This is a genomic window from Arthrobacter ramosus (assembly GCF_039535095.1).
GTDB classification, from domain to species: Bacteria; Actinomycetota; Actinomycetes; order Actinomycetales; family Micrococcaceae; genus Arthrobacter; species Arthrobacter ramosus.
Genome location: NZ_BAAAWN010000001.1, coordinates 607832 through 624481, shown reverse-complemented (window position 1 = coordinate 624481; position 16650 = coordinate 607832). Strand labels below are relative to the sequence as shown.

At 64.4% G+C, this 16650-nt stretch carries 19 protein-coding genes; 6 read left to right on the top strand and 13 right to left on the bottom strand.

Annotation, left to right across the window (positions count from 1 at the left end; translation table 11 throughout):
- Positions 1–76: 76 nt before the first annotated feature.
- The 10 genes from ABD742_RS02985 to ABD742_RS02940 form a co-directional block, all read right to left on the bottom strand.
- Positions 77–1297, bottom strand: a complete 1221-nt coding sequence (locus ABD742_RS02985) for an MFS transporter (protein ID WP_234748919.1) — start codon at positions 1295–1297, stop codon at positions 77–79.
- A 106-nt stretch (positions 1298–1403) separates the two neighbouring features.
- Positions 1404–2357: a hypothetical protein gene (locus tag ABD742_RS02980; RefSeq protein ID WP_234748918.1), complete on the bottom strand. Its 954-nt coding sequence runs from the start codon at positions 2355–2357 to the stop codon at positions 1404–1406.
- A 159-nt stretch (positions 2358–2516) separates the two neighbouring features.
- Positions 2517–3389, bottom strand: a complete 873-nt coding sequence (locus tag ABD742_RS02975; protein WP_234748917.1) for a glycoside hydrolase family 25 domain-containing protein — start codon at positions 3387–3389, stop codon at positions 2517–2519.
- Positions 3390–3759: 370 nt separating this feature from the next.
- The gene (locus ABD742_RS02970) at positions 3760–5073 is read right to left on the bottom strand and encodes a MinD/ParA family ATP-binding protein (protein ID WP_234749198.1); all 1314 of its coding nucleotides are present in this window, start codon (positions 5071–5073) and stop codon (positions 3760–3762) included.
- A gap of 183 nt (positions 5074–5256) precedes the next feature.
- A complete protein-coding gene (locus ABD742_RS02965) occupies positions 5257–5796 on the bottom strand; it encodes a DinB family protein (protein WP_234748916.1) in 540 nt (179 codons plus the stop codon).
- Between the two features lie 7 nt (positions 5797–5803).
- On the bottom strand, positions 5804–6082 hold the full coding sequence (locus tag ABD742_RS02960) for a low molecular weight phosphatase family protein (protein ID WP_234748915.1): 279 nt from the start codon (positions 6080–6082) through the stop codon (positions 5804–5806).
- Positions 6083–6109: 27 nt separating this feature from the next.
- Complete coding sequence (locus tag ABD742_RS02955; RefSeq protein ID WP_234748914.1) at positions 6110–6529, bottom strand: arsenate reductase ArsC; 420 nt, start codon at positions 6527–6529, stop codon at positions 6110–6112.
- On the bottom strand, positions 6526–7239 hold the full coding sequence (locus ABD742_RS02950; RefSeq protein WP_234748913.1) for an aquaporin: 714 nt from the start codon (positions 7237–7239) through the stop codon (positions 6526–6528). The genes ABD742_RS02955 and ABD742_RS02950 overlap by 4 nt, the downstream gene beginning before the upstream one ends.
- The gene (locus ABD742_RS02945; protein WP_234749197.1) at positions 7236–7586 is read right to left on the bottom strand and encodes an ArsR/SmtB family transcription factor; all 351 of its coding nucleotides are present in this window, start codon (positions 7584–7586) and stop codon (positions 7236–7238) included. Before ABD742_RS02945 ends, ABD742_RS02950 begins: the two co-directional genes overlap by 4 nt.
- Before the next feature lie 152 nt (positions 7587–7738).
- On the bottom strand, positions 7739–10084 hold the full coding sequence (locus tag ABD742_RS02940) for a glycosyltransferase family 2 protein (protein WP_234748912.1): 2346 nt from the start codon (positions 10082–10084) through the stop codon (positions 7739–7741).
- 218 nt (positions 10085–10302) lie between these two features.
- On the opposite strand from ABD742_RS02940, the gene ABD742_RS02935 reads away from it, so the two are divergent.
- Positions 10303–11859, top strand: a complete 1557-nt coding sequence (locus tag ABD742_RS02935) for a chitinase (protein ID WP_234748911.1) — start codon at positions 10303–10305, stop codon at positions 11857–11859.
- Between the two features lie 105 nt (positions 11860–11964).
- Here ABD742_RS02935 and ABD742_RS02930 read toward each other — a convergent pair whose 3' ends face one another.
- On the bottom strand, positions 11965–12225 hold the full coding sequence (locus tag ABD742_RS02930; RefSeq protein ID WP_234748910.1) for a hypothetical protein: 261 nt from the start codon (positions 12223–12225) through the stop codon (positions 11965–11967).
- A 94-nt stretch (positions 12226–12319) separates the two neighbouring features.
- Positions 12320–12463 carry a hypothetical protein gene (locus ABD742_RS02925; RefSeq protein WP_234748909.1) on the bottom strand — a complete coding sequence of 48 codons (144 nt, stop codon included), beginning with the start codon at positions 12461–12463 and terminating at the stop codon, positions 12320–12322.
- A gap of 140 nt (positions 12464–12603) precedes the next feature.
- Here ABD742_RS02925 and ABD742_RS02920 point away from each other — a divergent pair, with 140 nt between their 5' ends.
- Genes ABD742_RS02920 through ABD742_RS02905 form a run of 4 tightly spaced genes read left to right on the top strand, consistent with a single transcriptional unit; the run spans position 12604 to position 15256 of the window.
- Positions 12604–13068: an ArsR/SmtB family transcription factor gene (locus ABD742_RS02920; RefSeq protein ID WP_308193805.1), complete on the top strand. Its 465-nt coding sequence runs from the start codon at positions 12604–12606 to the stop codon at positions 13066–13068.
- Positions 13065–14012, top strand: a complete 948-nt coding sequence (locus ABD742_RS02915; RefSeq protein WP_234748908.1) for a cation diffusion facilitator family transporter — start codon at positions 13065–13067, stop codon at positions 14010–14012. The genes ABD742_RS02920 and ABD742_RS02915 overlap by 4 nt, the downstream gene beginning before the upstream one ends.
- On the top strand, positions 14012–14626 hold the full coding sequence (locus ABD742_RS02910) for a cation diffusion facilitator family transporter (RefSeq protein WP_234748907.1): 615 nt from the start codon (positions 14012–14014) through the stop codon (positions 14624–14626). The genes ABD742_RS02915 and ABD742_RS02910 overlap by 1 nt, the downstream gene beginning before the upstream one ends.
- Positions 14627–14650: 24 nt before the next feature.
- Positions 14651–15256 carry a cation efflux transmembrane domain-containing protein gene (locus tag ABD742_RS02905; protein WP_234748906.1) on the top strand — a complete coding sequence of 202 codons (606 nt, stop codon included), beginning with the start codon at positions 14651–14653 and terminating at the stop codon, positions 15254–15256.
- Here ABD742_RS02905 and ABD742_RS02900 read toward each other — a convergent pair.
- Complete coding sequence (locus ABD742_RS02900) at positions 15253–16068, bottom strand: MBL fold metallo-hydrolase (protein WP_234748905.1); 816 nt, start codon at positions 16066–16068, stop codon at positions 15253–15255. The two genes, ABD742_RS02905 and ABD742_RS02900, sit on opposite strands and share 4 nt — an antisense overlap.
- 198 nt (positions 16069–16266) lie before the next feature.
- On the opposite strand from ABD742_RS02900, the gene ABD742_RS24440 reads away from it, so the two are divergent.
- Positions 16267–16647: a DUF7793 family protein gene (locus tag ABD742_RS24440; protein WP_443627162.1), complete on the top strand. Its 381-nt coding sequence runs from the start codon at positions 16267–16269 to the stop codon at positions 16645–16647.
- Positions 16648–16650 lie beyond the last annotated feature (3 nt).

Genomic DNA, 16650 nt, shown 5'->3' with positions numbered 1-16650 from the left:
CATACCGGAGGCACCTGACCGGAGTCTGGGAGCGAATGACGGGCGCCCCGGCTGTCAGTGAGGCCTCGTCAGAGGCTCAGTAGTTCCTGCGGTGCTTGAGTTTCGGGAGTGCGACGGCGAACACCGCCGCGGCGGCCAGGCCCAGGAAGCCCGTGGCCCAGACGCCCGCCGCGAGCGATACGGCGGCAGTGAGGGCCGAGAGCAGCACGGGTCCGCCTGTGGCACCGGCGTCCGAGATGAACCTCCACAAACCGAGGAATTGCCCGCGGCCTTTGTCCGGGGAAAAGTCGGCTCCGAGCGTCATGATGAGTCCCGAGCCGATGCCGTTGCCGAAGCCGATCAGGAGCGATGCCAGCAGCAGCCCCACAAAATCCGCGGACGACGGCATGAGGAACAACGCCGCGCCCATGATGAGGGTGGACGGCACGGCGACCCACATGCGCCCCTTGCGGTCCATGAGCTTGCCGGCCGGATAGAACACCAGCATGTCGATCGCGCCGGACAAGCCGTAGATGAGTGATGCGTGTGTGGCGTCCAATCCCAAGTGGTCTGCCCACAAAGGGATGACCACTTGGCGTGAGGCCCGCAGCGCGCTGAGGAGCAGGATCCCGGTCCCGACAGTCAGGAACACGCCCGCGTGGGAAACCGCGACGCCACGGAGGGTGGGCTCGGGACCCTTGCGTCCGCCGTCGACGTCGTCCGGCAACACAAGGTCCGGGATGGTGAGGGACAGCACCGCGGCGGCCGCCATACCCGCCACGCCAACCCAATACGCGCCGCTGATGCCGGCGAACTGCATCACGGCCGCGCCGACGAACGGACCAATGAACACGCCGATCCGGGTGACGCCGCCCAACGTCGAGAGTGCGCGCGCCCGGTAGATGACCGGGACGGCTTCCGTGAGGTACTTCTGGCGCGCGAGGTTGAAGACGCTGGTGGACATCCCGACCACGGTCATCGCCGCGGCGAGCAGCCAGATGCCGTTGTGCGCAAGGAGCGGCGCGAATCCGGCAGCCAACAGGGCCAATGCTCCGGCTGCGCCCGCGGCCACGATGGCCCATCGTTCGCCGAACTTGATGGTGATGAGCGAAGCGGGCAGGTTGAAGAACCACGACCCCAGCCCGATCAGGGTGACCACGAGCGCGGAAACCGCCACGGAAGCACCAAGGTCGCGGGCGGACAATGCCACCACCGGAAGGACCGCACCTTCGCCGATACAGAACAGCAGGGCGGGCCCAAAGGCGGGCAACGCAATGCTGCGGAGATTGAAGGGCTGAAGGGTGCTGGTGGTGGTCATCCCTTTTATCCTAGGACGCCGCATCCTTTGCGACGCGCCAAATACCTGTCGCACAGGGAATTCCGGCTGCGTCAGGCATTCAGCGCAGCGTCAGGAATCCAGCGCGTCATAGGGCTCCGCGCGGACGACGCCGGGGCACCCCTGCCGCTGCCAGCTTCCGTTCGAGCACGCCGGGAGCCATGAGTTCCGCCCACACCCAACGGACGACGCCGGACCCGGTGGCACGGAGACGGTCCTCACGCAGCTTCTCCTCGACGACGGCTTGAGCGGCAGTCCGTCCCTTGAGGAATTCCGGTTTCAGGTACTTATCGATGCCGTCGAACTCCCCGGCCACCCGCACACCCTTCCAATAGAAATCCGAATAGCCCACGAGGCCCGCTTCGTCGCGGAATTCACGTTGAAGAACCGGGGCATCGAATCCGGCGACATGCATCAAAGCCCGGCTGTAGGATTCCCCCGCAGATCCGGACAGGGGATCTGCGAAATCGACTGCCGCTTGGATTCTCCGGATGGCCGCCGCCGTGTAAATTCCATCCGCTCCTGCCAGAAGCGTCTCTTTCGTAATGGCGGGCAATCCCCGTTTCCGGTCGGCTTTGAGCACGTGATCCAAGGGAGCGATGGATTCGACGAACGGGGTGAAAGCGGCCAGGTCCAGCACCGTGCGCACCCTGTCCGTCACCAGCAGTCCCTCGCAGCGATACACCTTGAGGCTGGCGGGGTCCGCGTAGTGGCGGGATATCCCGGCCCGCGAGCGGCCGCCGTCGTTCTGGAGAGTCAGGGCCTGGACCGGATGATGCACGCCTATGGTGGGGATCCCCCACACAGACGCTGCCGAGTGCCTGGCGAATATGGTCCGTGCGCTAGAGGTTTCGGCCGCAGCGCTGACCCGGACACGGTATTTCTCCCACGGTTTCAGTGCGGCCCACGCGGCGCCGTCAACGTACACTCCTTGGCGGACGCGATGCAAGGCACCCGTTTTGGCGCTCCGGGCGAGTTCCTTGAGGGTCGTTCCGTGAAAAAGGTGATCTCGGCTGAGGATGAGACGGGGCAAGTGGGTCATGGATAAGAAGCTGCCATGTGGACTGCGGCACGTGGCAGCACCGAATTCCTCCATGTGGACAACTCGGGGGAAATAGTCCCGATGCGTCCCGTGCCGTCCGACACTGCATCATCCCTGCGCCCCCGGAATTCCCTCTGCGTCAGGAATTAAACGCCGCGCCTACTTCAGGAAGCTCGCATCGAATGAGTTCAAGTCCACGTTGACGCCGTTCAGGGTGTGTTCGAACTTCTGCTGGATCCCCACGCGCATGGTGCCGGCCGAGTTCCAGCCGCCGTACTGCATAGGGGCCGGCGCCAGGTAGTTCGCGGTCCAGCTGGCGTAGTTGAGGGTGCTCGTGTCCGTATCCCAGAGGGGCACATCCGAGAATGCGGTGCTGTTGCCCATCAAGCCTGGCCACATGCCGCTGCCGCTGTAGATCACGGGCCGCACGCCCAGGCTCCGCACGCCATCCACCATGGCCCGGGTCACCAGGGATCCACCGGGCTCGATGTCCAGGGCGAAGAACTGCAGTTGGGACATGTACGGGCCTGCGGCTTTGATCCCGTTCTCCCAGCATGAAGCGTCACGGGTGTAGACCGCGATCTTGAGGCCGGCGTCGAGCGCCATCTTCAATTGGGCTTGGGTCTGTTGCCATGGGGTGCACGTGCCCCAGACGGTGGAGTGCATGACGTAGAGACGGAAGCCCTCTGCGTAGGCCTGGCGGAACCAGTTGGGGTCGGTGATGGCAGCGGTGGTGTCGAGCACCTTCACGGAGCCGCCCGGGGCGGTTTGGGGTACGGCGGCAGCCTGGGGCACGACGACGGCGGGCGCGGGTACGGCGGCAGGCTGCGGAACGGCGGGCGGTGCGGGAGTCGGGGTAGCGGACGCTGCTGGCGTTGCGAGCGGGGCCACCTCAGCGACAGGTGCGGCGTTCGCGATTGGCGCGGGGCCGGCGTCGGGCGCTGCGTTGGCGGAGGGGCGAGCGCCAGTGCCACCCGTCAGTCCGAGGAGAAGCACGGCAGCGAACATCAAGGCAAGTTTTTTGGGAATCAAAAGGAGGCTCCTGGGTGCTGGCCGCGGGTTCAGAAACGGGCGCAGCAGGGTGTCATGAAGGCACGGAATTGGGTGCACCATGCCCGGGCCCAGTTCCCGGTCATGGCGAGGGCGCCCCGCAAAGCGAATGACGTCCAGGTGCAACTCTAGGGAAATCCCGGCGGAAGCGACAATTTGCAATCCGCGTAGTAGTCGAGTAACAACCCGCTCATGCCCGGGTAAAACCAAGTAGTAAATAGAGTGTCGCCAGCGTCTCCCTAAGCAATAACTAAGTAGCCCCACCCAACTAGCTGGCACTTAATGTCGTTTTGAGCCCTCTAAACGACATCTACTGCGAGTCAGTTGGGCGGGGCGCCGAAAAGAAGAGGCGCTACACGTACCCGTCCACGATCGCGGCCGCGATCTCTTTGTACGCACGGCGGGTGTCGGGGCGCAGGACGTCCAGGGTGACCAGGTCGCCGTCGGCCACTCCCCTGTCGTGCGGCACGGCAATCAACTGGCGGCAGATCCCGGAGAGGTGATCCTCAATGGCATCCTTGTCCACGCGGGACGATACCTCGTCCTTGTCCGTGATGACCACGATCGCGTTGCGGGCGAGCTCCTCGTAGCCGTGGCTCGCAAGCCACTGAAGGGTGCTGCGGGCACGCTTGGCACCGCTCACGGCATAGCCGGCAGCGATGATGAGGTTGTCGGCCGATTGCAGGATGCCGCTCATCGCATTGTGCGTGACTCCGGTCCCGCAGTCGGTCAGCGCGATGGAGTAGTAGCCCGAGATCAACTGGCGGATCCGCAGGTATTCCTGGGCGGTCAGTGAATCGGAAACTTCCGGGTCTTGTTCGCCGGCGATCAGGTGCAGTCGGCCGGCATGGTGCATGTAGCGTGCCAGCGCCGTGAGCGAATCGACGTTGTCGACGTTCTTGAGCAGGTCCGTGATGGTGCGCGGCGTGGCCTTCTGGTAGATGCCCTCGCCCAGGGCGCGCTCCACGAGGTCGCCGGAATCGGGGTTGGCGTCAATCGCGCAGGGCGGGTCGCCCCGGAATTCCGCCAAGGTGAGGCCCACGCCGACCGTGGTGGAAGTCTTGCCGATTCCACCCTTGAGGCTCAGGACGGCCGTGTTGTAGCTGCCTTGAAGCTGGCGGGAAATGCGTCGAGCCAGCTCGTCCTCTTCGCGCTGCTTGGCGCTGGGTCCGAGGTTCCAGGCACCGCCGGTCAGCCTGTAGAGCATGCCGCGGAAGCCACCGATGGGACGCGGCTTCTGTTCCCGCACGAAGGAACCCGGGGAGGAGATGAAGTCGGAGATCGGAGCGCTGGCGGCTGCGGCGCGTCCGGCTCGTGCGGCAGCCGGGGGAACAGCGCCCGACGCCGGTGCTGCCGCCGTCGGAATCTCAAGGCGTGGTTCCTCACGGCTCGCGTCACCGATGGTCGAGTCTTCGCGGCCTGTTTCCGTGCGGTCCGCTACCGCCCCGGCGGACGCGTCGGCGGCGGCTGCCGCTTCAGCCCAGGATCTGCTTTGGAGCGGGGCAGGAGTGGATGCGGGCGCGTCGGAATCGTTCGGCGTAATGATCGGCATGGTTCCTGTCCAGGCGTCACCCTCTTCGCGGCGGCGATCGCGGCGTCGACGAAGCTCGGGCTGCCCTTCGTTAGATGCAGCGGCGCTGGCTTCGTTGTCCACAGAATCCGGCATGGTCTTGTCCCCTAGGACTCGCAGCGTTGTGCGCTGCGGCTCTCGTTTAGATTGCTTCAACCAGCAATTCTAGGTGGCGACGGCCTTAAACCTGACATGTGGGCCGTGCCGGGCAGTTGGCCAGCGGTTTTGGGCCTTCGTTTGGGCCTGGATTTGTGGCTGAAGGCGACGGGAACATCACGATCACCCGGGTGAGGAATCCGGTGGCCGGAGGCTCAACTGCTTGGCGTGGAAGTCGAAATGCAGAGTGGCGTAGGCGTAGACGTCCGCGAGCGTCATATCGGCCTTGAAGAAAGGGTCCCATCGGGTGGGAAAGGGCATGGATCTGGCCAAGGAAACCGTGGTTTCGCGTTCGAGTCGGCGGCCCAGGGCTGTGATTGTCTTTTCGAGTTTCCTGCCCATCCGATGCCGGCCATAGACCGTGGCGGCCGCCCGGGAACCCCAATAGTTCACGACGTCGAACGGGCCTGTGGCCGCGTTCAATCCGGCGGCGAAGCCCCGGCTCCAGGACCGGGGGAGGCGGCTCATGATGCGGACCAAAGGCAAGAGGGACCGGACAATCATGTATCCGAAGACCATGTGGAAAAGCAGTTCCTCGTTGGTCCAGCGGGTTCCGTTGCTCTTGCGCTGCAGTTCCGAGGTCGTCGCGTTCTCCAGCCAGCTGTTCAGCTCCTGAAGGGCCCGTCGGTATCCAACGAGGCATGCTTCCCGGCCCAGATCCATCGGGTTTCTAGTTCTCGAGGAGTTCGGCGTAGAGCTTCTGGACGCGGGCCTTGATGTCGTCGCGGACCAGGCGCATGCGTTCCATGCCTTCGATGCCGCGGGTGGAGGGTTCGTCGGTTTCCCAGATCTCGAAGCGGGCCGTGCCGTGGGGTTCGAGTTTGGCTTCGGTGCCCAGGATAACGACGACGTCGACGGCATCGAGCACCGCGTCAGTGACGGGTTTGGGGTGCTCAGCCGTGATGTCAATGCCAAGCTCGGCCAGGGACTCTACGGATTCCGGGTTCAAAGAGAGTCCGTATTCCTGGGTCCCGCGTTACCCGGCGGGCGTGAGGGACTCGATCAGGCCTTCGATGCGGCTCTTGATCTCGTCGCGGATGGGGCGGACGGCGTCCAGGCCCTGGCCGGCCGGGTCTTCGAGGACCCAATCCTCGTAGCGCTTGCCCGGGAAGTACGGGCATTCGTCGCCGCAGCCCATGGTGATGACGACGTCGGATTCCTTCACGGCCTCGGTGGTGAGGATCTTGGGGATTTCGGCGGACATGTCGATTCCAAGTTCGGCCATGGCTTCGACGGCGGCCGGGTTGACCTTGTATGCGGGCTCGGAACCCGCGGAGCGGACCTCGATCCGGCCCTCGCCGAGGGTTGTGAGGAAGGCGGCAGCCATCTGGGAACGGCCGGCGTTGTGGACACACACGAAGAGAACGGAGGGTTTCTTGACGGTTTCAGTGCTCATGAGAGGACCTTTCGATCGGGTGCGGGAGCTGGCAAAGGCGCAGGCAGCGCGGGAACGCTCGGGTAGAGGGCTCGGATCAGGAAGAACCCGACGGCACCGCCCAGCAACTGGGCGAGGATGAAGGCCGGGGCCGACGCCGGGGCGATGCCGGCGAAGGTGTCGGTGACGGTCCGGGCCACGGTCACCGCGGGGTTCGCGAAGCTGGTGGAGCTGGTGAACCAGTAGGCTGCCGCGATGTACCCGCCGACGGCAAAGGCAACCCTGTCAGGCCGCCCTGAGCGGATGGTGCCGAAGATGACCAGGAGCAGCCCGATGGTAGCGATGACTTCGCCGAGCCACAGCCCTCCCCCGGCACGTTCATGCGTGGAGAGCGTCACGGCGTCGAGGCCGAACATCAGGTTGGCGAGCACGGTCCCCGCCAGGCCGCCGGCGAACTGGGCGGCGATCAGTACCAAGGCCGTGGACGTATCCAGGATCCCCAAGGCGCGCTCGACCAAAGTGACCACAGGGTTGAAGGATGCCGAGACCGGCTGCAGGGCGAGGATCAACGCCACGAGCGCGGCGCCGGTGGCGATGCTGTTCTGCAGGAGCTGCAGCCCGACGTCGTTCGGGGACAGTCGCGAGGCCATGACGCCGGACCCCACCACGGCCATGACCAGGAAGGCGGTGCCGGCGAACTCCGCCACGGCCCGCCGTGTCAGAACGCTCACTGGCCCTGTCCCCCGATCAAGGCCGCCAGGCCAGCCAGGGCATCGGTGCGGGCACGGTAGTAGACCCAGACGCCGCGCTTTTCGCGTTCCAGGAGACCCGCTTCGTGCAGGACCTTCAGGTGGTGGCTGATGGTCGGCTGGGACAGTTCAAAGGCGTCGTTCAGGTCGCATACGCAGGCTTCGCCGCCCTCGTGGGACGCCACCAGGGACATCAGCCGCAACCGTACCGGATCGCCCAGCGCTTTCAGTAGCGGAACGATTCCTTCGGCTTCGGATTCCGACAAGGGCTCCCTGGACAGCGGCGAACAACACGCCACCGTTTGGACAGGCGTTAACTCCAATGACATAGACACAGGTAAATATTTACACCTGTCGATGTATAACGCAAGGCCGGATCGCCGTCCGCCATCGGCCCGCATTTCCAGCCATGCGCGGGCACTTTCATTTCCGCCCGGACGCGCAGCAAGGAACCGCGGCCGATCTGTTCTACGCGCCAGCCCTACACCGATCCGGCCCGTTTCCGGCGGTCGTCCTTGCCGCGGAGATCGCGGTTCAGGCGCCGGTCCCCGTGGTAGAGCAGCGACTCCCAGTCGACCTGTTCCGGGGTTTTGGGAATGATGGCCGGCGGTAGCGCTTTCGGCTTCTTAGGCGCGACGTACAGCCAGTTCAACACGCCCAGGTACATGTCCACTCCGGAGTTGGCCAGTCCGATGTAAGCCCGGATCGCGCCGGCGGCCATGACGGCGTTGAAGGCAGCGAATGCGGCGTTGCCCCAGTTTCCAAGTTCCCAGTTGCGCCAGACCGTCAACAAGGAGAACGCGACGATCAGGTACGGAGCGAGGACGAAGAGGGCCGGGGCCGCGGTACGGTCCTTGACCTTCGGGGTGCGGACGAACGGGATCTTGTCACCCGTGAGCGCTTGCTGGAGAGACTTCAGGACGCCTGCCAGATTGACCGGCAGGAGAACGAGGTTGAAGCCGTAGATCCGGAAGATGTCGCTGAACCGGTGGCCGCAGTCCCGCAGGTCGCTGCCCATGGCCAGGAAGTAGGGCAGGGCGGCAAGGAAGACCAAGGGGCTGAGGAGACGGCTGTCGTAGGGGTATGCGAGGAGGAACAGCAGCCCGAAGCTGGCCCAGGTGATGGAGGCCATGTAGTTGACCCGAAGCAGGATCTCGCGGAAGAGGACTGGCCTGGCTTGGCCCCGGCGGTTGCGGATCTGTTCCCAGAGTTTGGGCAGGATCAGCAGGCCGCCGTTGGCCCACCGCCGTCTCTGCACCACGAGCGATCCAAAGTCCGGCGGGGTGGCGCTGTAGCTGAGCCTCTCGGGATAGTTGGCCAGGGTCCAGCCGTGCTTGCCGAGGTCCACGCTGGACTCGGTGTCTTCGATGACGGTGCGGTCCTGGATGTAGGTTCTGACCTCGAAGCCGCCCATAGTTGAGATCTCGACGATGTCTTCCAAGGCGCGTTTGCGGATCACGGCGTTCGCCCCTACCCAGAACGTGGCGCCGTATTGGGTCATCCCTTGGTGCTGGATGTGCTGGATGTCCGTGGTGGCACCGGCGATGCGTTCGATCCGGGTCGGGGCGCCTCGGAAGGAGGAATACGGGGTCTGGGTGACGGCCACCTGCTCATTGCCCGGGGATTCGAGGAGTTGAACCAGGCGGAGGCAGTAATCGCGCAGCAGCAGCGAATCCGCGTCCAGGGTCAGGACATAGGTGGTGTCGGGGATCGACAGCGTGTCGCCGTCGACCACCCCTGCGGGCCGCAAGACAGTCCCGTCCGCTGTTTGTTCCGGGTGCCAGGTACCGCCCATGAGCGAGAGGTAGGCGTTCAGGTTCATGGCCTTGTTGGCCTCGTGGGAGAGGCTGGCGAACCGCTTTCGCTCGAACGTGGACACCCGGGCGTTGAAGATCCAGGTAAGCCGTGCATACAGCTCAGCGATGCGTTCCGGACCGGGCGAGGTCCGCTGCGCGTTGGCGGCCGTAAGGGCCAGAATCACGAGGCGTAGTTCCCGGGCCAGGCCCATGAGGACCAGATCGACGAAGAACTCATCCACGTGGTCCTCGACGCTCTCGGTCTCGGCCATTGCTTCGAGCCACTCCGCAGCGTACTCGTATTCGGCGATGAGCAGCTCCACTTCGGTGCCCGCGTTAGGCCCCGGATCCAGGCCGGGTTCTTGATCACGACGACGGCGGTACTTCGCGTAGGCGGCGTTGACCCTCGCCGCTGGTTCCTTGAGGGTTTCCGTGATCTGACCGGCGAGCGCGCGGGTGGCTTCCAGGCGCCGGAGCACGTTAGGGTCTTCCGGGAAAGGTGGGTCATCGAGAAGCAGCACTACGCTCAGGTCCGGGAATTCCTGCAGGACCGCGGACCACATGGTGCCGCGGACTACTTCCGGTTCTTCTGCGTAGGAAGGAACCAGCACCGTGATGCCCTCGGAGTAGTCGAAGAAGTGCCGGTCCAGCTCCCCTCGGGGAACCCGTCGGTGGGCCCGAAAACGGGTCAGGGCGCCCTGCCGGGCGGTGAGGTACATCAACGCCGAGAACGTCAGGAAGGACACCACCACCAAGTAGGAGAGGGTTTCTGCGCCGAAGCGGAATCCAGCGCCAGGGTTGTCCACCAGCTGCTTGAGTACCGTCGTGATCACATAGCCGACCCAGGCGAGCACGGTGGTGAGGACGCCGATGCGGCCGAGGACTATTTTCCGCCGCGATGGTGCCGGATGGACGATCGAGAGCGGTTCAGAGCGTTTCTCCGCTCCCCACTGACGCTTTCGGGCTTTTGAAGACTGCCCGTCCGCCGTTCCCTCTTCATCGGGGCGAAGCAGCACGATCTGATCCGACATGAATCCCCATTCGCTGTCCGCGCACCCCCAGCGGGCGCACGGCACATTGCGGGCGTAATGTGACGGCCCGCACTACAGTGCGCCCCTATGATAGGCGAACAACGCGGAGTTGGGACAAGACTCGTGGAAATGCTACGCCAAGCTGCGCAGCTACCACCGGAGTGAGATCTTTGCCAGGCATTCGTGAAGTCCTATTCAGAAGCTCTGGGGGTATTTCTGTGTCTAAGCGCTTTCCCGGCCGCCGGCTGTCCGTCCTGCGTTTGGGCATCCTTTGCGTCATCGTGGTCGCGGCGGTCACCGCGGGCTACCTCGGCCTCCGGAACGTCCAGGATGTCAGTGCCGCGGCATCCATGCCTTCGGTGTTTTCCGGATATGTGGACGTGACGGCGACGCCGCGGTTCGCGTTCGAAGATCCAGCCGTGCCCAGCGCAAAAGCCGTGGTGCTGTCCTTCGTCGTCGCCGATCCGAAGAAGGACTGCGCCCCGTCCTGGGGTGCCGCTTACAGCCCTGACCAGGCAGCTACCGACCTCGATTTGGACCGGAGGATCGCCCGGCTCCGCCAGCTTGGAGGGGCAACAGCGGTTTCCTTCGGCGGGCTGAACAACAACGAACTCGCAGTTTCCTGCAAAGACACGAAGGCCCTGACTGACGCCTACCGGCAGATTGTGGATCGCTACGACGTCGCGACGGTAGATCTCGACGTCGAAGGCGTCGCCTTGGGCGACACGGCCGCTGCCGACCGAAGGGCGGAAGCCATTGCCGCCCTTCAAAAGGAACGCAAAGCCAGCGGCAAGTCCCTCGCCGTCTGGCTGACCCTTGCGGCCGACCCGAACGGCCTCACGAGCCAAGGCCAAGGCATCGTGGCGCATACCCTGGCCGGCGGGGTCGAACTGGAGGGCGTGAACATCATGACGATGGATTTCGGCGCCAGCAAGCCTGCAGCTTGGAGCATGTCCCGGGCCGCAGAGTCAGCTGCGGATGCCGCGCACGGTCAGCTCGCCGCCCTCTACCGCAACGCCGGAACTGACTTTGGCAGCGAAACCCTCTGGCGCAAGCTTGGCCTGACCGTCATGGTCGGCCAGAACGATATCTCCGGCGAAATATTCACCCTCAACGACGCCGCCACCATGAACAGCTTCGTCAAGGACAAGGGCCTCGGCAGATTGTCGATGTGGTCCATGAACAGGGACAGGACGTGCAGCCCTAACTACCCCGATTTGAGCAAGGTCTCGGACAGCTGCAGTGGGGTCGTCCAGGGTTCCCAGCTGTTCTCCGCCACCCTTGCCAATGATGTGGCGCTGCCTACCTCGACGGTCGTTCCATCGCCTACAGCCACTGCCGCAAGCAGTGCAACCGCCACCACCACCGATGACCCGGCAACGAGCCCCTATCCGGTCTGGAATACCAACGCGGCCTACACCGCGGCGGACAGGGTGGTCTGGCACGGCAGTGTCTACGAGGCAAAATGGTGGACCCGCGCTGACGTCCCGGATAACCCGGTCCTGCAGGGCGGTGCCACCCCGTGGAAACTCGTGGGTCCGGTGCTGCCCGGAGATAGGCCAAGCCCCAAAGCAACGGTTCGCGCGGGAACCTTCCCGGCGTGGATGCCGGAGACCAGCTATCACAAGGGCGACCGCATTCTCTTTGAAGGGTCGGCGTTCGAGGCCAAGTGGTGGACCCAGGGAGACAGCCCGGAAGCCGCAGTCCAAGGTGCCCCGGACTCCCCTTGGGCAAGATTGACCCCGGCCCAGATCCTGAGCGCACCGGCTTCCTGAACTTAGGCGCGAACTGGCAGCAGATGCCCGCAAAATCGTTTCCAGAGGGCATCCGGTGACTGTTCGCGCTTCGTCGAGGAACGAGCGTGAGTGTTCGTGATGGAGTTACCCGCGGTCCGGAGAATGGGGCGGCGTCCGATGCGCGCTGATCACCGCCAAGACGATTCCTCCCGTTAAGGCAAAAAGCGAGCCGACGACGGCGAGGGAAACGACCGCGAATGGCCAGGATGGGCCCTTTTCGGGGTCGAGCCGCGAGGTGTTGAGGCCAAATACCGCCGAACCGATCCAGATGTAGTTAACGACCAGAACGGCGGTAACTCCAAGCACTACGGCGACTATGAAGAGTAGTTTCCGCGTTTTGGACATGTTCGTGCCCCCAATTCTTGTGTTTGCTCCGAAGGAGTGCACACAAAAATATCAGTCCCAATGGCCTCCGAGTACCTGCAGCAGCCCAAACCCCCTAGCGTCGTAGCGCGATGACGACGACGACCACGGTCGCCACGGCGAGGATGGCCAGCCCCACGTACGCAAGCATCTGAAGGCGCTGCTTCCGAATTTCCCGCTTCGATTCACGGGCCGACAGCCCAATCATCTTGTTCCGCATACGGGGAAGCGTACGCCGCGACTGTTTCGCTCAGGCAACAAAAGGGATAACTGTTCCGAAGTTCCCAGCTAGCAGCGTCTGGCTGAGGACCGCGTCCCTTATACTGACGTCTGAATACTTGTTCAGATGTTGGAGGTACCGTGGCTGCTCGAGAAGCCGTCGATGAATGCGGCATGAAACTTGTCGACCCCGACAAGGTCGAACTCGTCCGCGCGGCCCTGCCCTCGGATCATGACATTGCCGAGTTGGCGGATGTGTTCTCGCTGCTGGGCGATCCGGGGCGACTGCGGCTGTTGACGTCCCTGCTGGAGGGCGGGGAACTGTGCGTGTGCGACCTCGCCGCGACGACGGCGATGAGCGAGAGCGCGGTCAGCCATGCGTTGCGGCTGCTGCGCGCCCACCGGGTGGTTTCCGTTTCGAGGCGCGGCCGGATGGCTTACTACCGGCTGGATGATGCGCACGTGCGGATGCTGCTGGACCTGGGCTTGACCCACACCGGACACACTGTCGCCGTCCATCCCGAGCGCACGAGTCCCGCCAGCGCGAGTCCGGCAAGCACGAGTCCGGCCAGTACCGCCCCCGCCAAGAAGGACAACGGCCAATGAACACCCACGATCACGACGCGCCACGAAACCCCGCCAAACACCATGGCCACAGTCACGCGATAGCAGTGAACGCGGACCGGCGCTATCTGCTTGTGGCGTTGGCGCTGATCGTCGGGTTCATGATCGTCGAGGTGATTGTCGCCGTCGTTTCCGGCTCGCTGGCCCTGCTTTCGGACGCCGGGCACATGCTGACCGACGCCAGTGCAATCGCCGCGTCGCTGTGGGCGATCAGTCTCGCGGCCCGTCCGGCGCGGGGAATCTGGACGTTCGGATTCAAACGCGCGGAAATCCTCTCCGCGGCTGCCAACGGAATCACGTTGCTGGTCATCAGCGCCCTCGTGGCTGTGGAGGCCGTCCACCGCCTCCTTGATCCGCCACCGGTCGACGGCGGCCCTATCCTGGTCGTCGCGATCCTCGGGGTCATCGTGAACCTCGTTGCGGTGTGGGTGCTGGCCAAAGCCAACCGGTCCAGCCTGAACGTCGAGGGATCCTTCCAGCACATCCTGACCGACCTCTACGGATTCATTGCGACGGCGGTCGCCGGGTTCATCGTCCTGACCACCGGTTTTACCCGTGCGGACGCGATTGCCTCCCTCATCGTGGTGGCCCTGATGCTGCACGCCGCGTGGGGGCTGCTGCGGGACTCCGGGAGGATCCTCCTGGAAGGCGCACCGGAAGGCGTTGACCTGGACCAGGTCAGGGAACACCTCCTCGAGACCGGGCACGTGCATGACGTCCACGACCTGCACGTCTGGACCGTCACCTCGGACCTTCCGGCCCTCTCCGCGCACGTCGTCCTGGACGAGAGCTGCTTCCACGACGGACACGCCCCGCTCATCCTTGACCAACTGCAAAACTGCCTGACCGGACATTTCGACGTCGAACACTCCACCTTCCAGCTCGAACCCGCCGGCCACGCCGTTCACGAAACCGGAACCCACTGATGACCACTGCCCCGCCCCGGTCCTGGATCAAGGACGCCCGTACCGTCCGGCTGCTCTCCTGGTTCAGCCTGATCTGGATGGTCCTCGAGGGAGCCCTCGGCCTGGTTGCGGGCGGGACGGCAGGCTCCGTTTCCCTGATCGGCTGGGCGCTCAGCTCCGCCGTCGAGGGCCTGGCGAGCATCATTGTCATCTGGCGGTTCACCGGATCCCGCACACTGTCGGAAACCGCCGAAGGGCGCGCGCAAAAGGCCGTCGCCGTCAGTTTCTGGCTCCTGGCCCCCTACATCGGAATCCAGTCGCTCATCGACCTGGCCACGGGACACCGGGCCGAGAACAGCGTCCTGGGCATCGTGCTCACGGCGGCGAGCCTGGTCATCATGCCTGTCCTCGGTGTCGCCAAGCAGCGCCTCGGTGCCAGGCTGAACTCCGGAGCCACCGCCGGGGAAGGAACCCAGAACCTGCTCTGTGCCGCGACGGCTGCCGCCGTCCTGATCGGCCTGGCCGGAAATGCGCTCTTCGGCGCGTGGTGGCTTGACCCCGTCATCGGCCTCATCATCGCCGCGGTCGCCGTCAAGGAAGGCCGCGAAGCGTGGAAGGGTGAAGACTGCTGCTAGCGCACTCAAAGAAACGGATAACCCATGGCCAGCATTAGCAACAAAACCAAAGACCACAGGCTCTTGTTGCGTCGCGGGCTGCGGCTGGAATACGCGACCCTGGGCTGGAACGTCGTGGGCCTCGGCGTCCTGGCAGCCGCCGCCATTCAGGCCGGCTCCCCGGCCCTGGCCGGTTTCGGCCTGGATTCCCTGATCGAGATCTTCGCTTCGATCGTGGTGGTGTGGCAGCTCAAAGGTGCCCACAAGGAGCGCGAAGCCCCCGCGATGCGCCTGATAGGGACGGCCTTCGCCGTTCTCGGCGCCTACCTGATCATCCAGGTGGCCGTTGTATTTGCCACCGGCGTCCGCCCTGCCACCTCAGGTCCGGGCATCGTCTGGACGGCCCTGACCTTCGTAGTCATGCTCGCCCTCGCGTGGGGCAAAATCCGCACTGGGCACCGCTTGGGCAATCCCGTGCTCCGCGCCGAAGGAAAAGTGACCCTCGTGGACGCCTACCTGGCCGGCGCGGTCCTGGCAGGCCTGGTCCTTAATGCCCTTTTCGGCTGGTGGTGGGCCGATCCCCTGGCCGGAGTCGTGATCATCTACTATGCAGTCCGCGAGGCCCGCCAGGCCTTCAAACACACTCCTTAGTGGTGCGCTTGCGTCTCCTGGAGCCGCTTGATGAACCAGCGTGATTGCTCGGGTCCGTAGGGAAGCACCGGGATCGCTTTGGTAGCGTCCGACGGCGTGTCCCGGATCGACTGCCTGGCCTGACGTACCGCTGTGGACATGGTGTTGGCCATGGTCTTCACGAATTGGTCGCTGCAGGGCTTGCCGTGGCCGGGGATGAGGAACTCGTAGCGGTGCCGCAGGGCCGAGATGTGCCGCAGGACGTCTGCCCAATCTTCCGGGTAGGAGTCCTCGAACGAGGGGTGCGCGCCTTGTTCCACGAGGTCACCGGCGAAAAGGGTGCTGGGCGTGCCTACCAGGAGGTCGCCGTCGGTGTGGCCGCGGCCCAGGTAGAACAGGGTGGCGGTGAGGCCGCCGAGATCGACCAGGACGGGCTGGTCCTTGACGATCGCGTTGGGAATGACGAGTTCGACGTCGTCGCCCTTGCCCGCGGCCATCTCCGGTTCGGTGGCGGAGACGAAGCGGCGCTGGTGGTCGCCGTCGTCGTCGATTGTCGCCGCACAGTTGACGTGCCCCCAAAACTCGGTAACGCCGTCGTCGGCAAAAACGGCGTTGCCGAAGTAGTGGTCGTAGTGGGCGTGGGTGTTCACGACGACGAGCGGCAGCTGGGTTTTTTCGCGGACTGCGGCGAGGATTTGCCGGCCTTGCCGGGGGCCGCAACCGGTGTCGATCACCATGGCTCGTTCCGTGCCTACAACGAGGCCCGTGTTGAGCAGGCACCCTTCGGTCTCCAACACGTAGTTGTTAGGGCCGACTTCGAGCCATGCTGACATTGTTTCTCCGTCTGATGCGTTCCGGCAGTGTTCAGGCCTCGATTCTACCCACGTGGAGCCGGGAGGATCGGGAGGAAAGGCCCAGTTGAGGCCCGGGCCGTTCGAAATGCGTAGGAGAGGGCTTGAGGAGCAATCCTCGGGAAGCTACGCTATCGGGGTTGGCGATTGCTACTTGTTAACTAGGGACAGCTTTAGGACGTGATCGTGGTACCGGATACTGCGGACGGTGGAAAGGCCAGTGTCGATTTAGGCGTCGATGGGCTTCTCCATCTGCGCTGGCTGCCCGGGGTCGACATTCAGGTTGAGGATGCCCGGGCGGCGATGGCGAAAGTCAACGAGCTATGCCAGCAGGAGCAGCATCCAATGCTTGTAGACATGGCCGCAGTCAATTCCGTTAGCCGAGAGGCCAGGGGTGTGTGGTCTATTCCCTGCGGCGCTTCGCGCATCGCCTTGTTAGGTACGTCGCCTGTAGACCGGGTCCTGGCGAACTTCTTCCTCGGAGTGCACGTCCCGCCTTGCCCGACTCGTTTTTTTACATCGCGCAGCGAGGCCTTGGACTGGCTTAATGCGGGTGCGTGAGCC